Origin of the sequence: Micromonospora echinofusca (genome assembly GCF_017614955.1) — a bacterium.
GTDB classification, from domain to species: Bacteria; Actinomycetota; Actinomycetes; order Mycobacteriales; family Micromonosporaceae; genus Micromonospora; species Micromonospora echinofusca_A.
Map to the genome: position 1 here is coordinate 1 of NZ_WVUH01000610.1, position 1,824 is coordinate 1,824.

Annotated in this window: 2 protein-coding genes; both read right to left on the minus strand. The window is 74.1% G+C overall.

The genetic code is table 11. The features are described 5' to 3' along the window. Positions 1-41 precede the first annotated feature (41 nt). Positions 42-1,067, minus strand: a complete 1,026-nt coding sequence (locus GSF22_RS33275; RefSeq protein ID WP_208817873.1) for an adenosine deaminase — start codon at positions 1,065-1,067, stop codon at positions 42-44. Positions 1,068-1,076: 9 nt separating this feature from the next. Further along, positions 1,077-1,824, minus strand: a 748-nt coding sequence (locus GSF22_RS33280) for a trans-aconitate 2-methyltransferase (protein ID WP_208817874.1), incomplete at its 5' end; no start/stop codon positions are given.

Below are 1,824 nucleotides of genomic sequence, written 5' to 3' on the forward strand. Positions count from 1 at the left end.
CCCTCCCCCGCCGCGCGCACCAGGTACCCGACCCGGGTCGGTCAGCCGAGCATGCGGGTCTGGTACCCGGTGATCTCCGTGCAGATCCGCTCGGCCTCGGCCCGGGGCAGGAACGACGACCGGGCCGCCTGCCGGGCCAGATCGGCCAGCCCTTCCGCCCCGCAGTCGAGCAGTCGGGCCGCCACCGCGTACTCGTCGTTGAGGGTGGTACCGAACATCGGCGGGTCGTCGGAGTTGATGGTGACCACCACGCCCGCGTCGGCGAGCCGGCGCAGCGGGTGCGCCGCGAGGTCGGATACCGCGCGGGTGCGCACGTTGGAGGTCGGGCAGACCTCCAGGGTGATCTGCCGCTCGGCCAGGTAGGTGAGCAGTTCGGGGTCGTCAACGGCGGAGATGCCGTGCCCGATCCGTTCCGCACCCAGGTCGCGCAGGGCGTCCCAGATGGTCTCCGGGCCGGTGGTCTCGCCCGCGTGCGGCACCGACCGCAGCCCGGCCGCCCGGGCCTGGTCGAAGTACGGCTTGAACTGCGGCCGGGGTACCCCGATCTCCGGGCCGCCCAGCCCGAAGCTGATCAGGCCGTCGGGCCGCTCCGCCAGGGCGATCCGCAGCGTCTCCTCGGCGGCCGGCAGACCGGCCTCACCGGGGATGTCGAAGCACCAGCGCAGCGCGATGCCGAAGTCGGCCTCGGCCCGGCGGCGGGCGTCCTCGATCGCCTCGCAGAACGCCGGGGCGGGGATGCCCCGGCGCACGTGCGAGTACGGGGTGACGGTCAGTTCGGCGTAGCGGACCTGCTGGCGGGCCAGTTCGCGGGCCACCTCGTGGGTGAGGATCCAGACGTCGGTCGGGTCCCGGACCAGGTCCACCACGCTGAGGTAGACCTCGATGAAGTGGGCGAAGTCGGTGAAGGCGAAGTAGTCGCCGAGCGCGTCGGGATCGGCCGGTACCGGGGTCCGTCCCTCGTGCCGGGCGGCCAGTTCGGCCACGATGCGCGGCGAGGCGGAGCCGACGTGGTGCACGTGCAGTTCCACCTTGGGCAGGCCGGCGATGAAGGCGGACAGGTCGGTCACGGACTCTCCCTACGGACGGGCCCCGGTACGGGCCACGGCGAAGACACGACGGAACGGGAAGTACACCTGACCGTCCTGGACCGGGTACGCCTCGGCGAGCCGGTCGGCCAACGCGGCCCGGAAGGCGTCCCAGCGGCCGTCGGCGGTGCCGAGTGCGGCCCGGACCGGTCGCAGTCCGGTCCCCTCCAGCCAGCTCAGCACCGGGTGGTCGGCGGTGGCGGGGGCGGGCAGCAGGTGCACGTAGGTAGTCTCCCAGGCATCGACGGCGCATCCGGCGTCGGTCAGCAGCCGAGCGTACCCCGCCGCGTCGGGCACCGGATCATGGCGGAGCACCCCGGTCAGGTCGTCGCGCCAGGGCCCGTCGGTGGCGACCTGACGGATCGCCCGGTGCGACGGGGCGTCGATGTTGCCCGGGACCTGCACGGCCAGCCACGCTCCGGTGGGCAGCGCGGTCACCCAGCGGCGGAGCAGGTCGGTGTGCCCGGGAACCCACTGCAACACGGCGTTGGTCACCACCACGTCGACGTCCGGCGCCGGCTGCCAGGTGCGCACGTCGCCGAGGGCGAACGCGACGTCCCCGGGCCGGGTCCGGGCCTGCTCGATCATCTCCGGGGAGGCGTCGAGTCCGGTGATGCGGGCGTCCGGCCAGCGGTCCCGCAGGGCGACGGTGAGATGGCCGGGTCCGCAGCCGAGGTCCACCACGGCCCGGGGGCGGCGGGCGGGCACCCGGGCCAGCAGGTCGTGGAAGGGCCGGGAG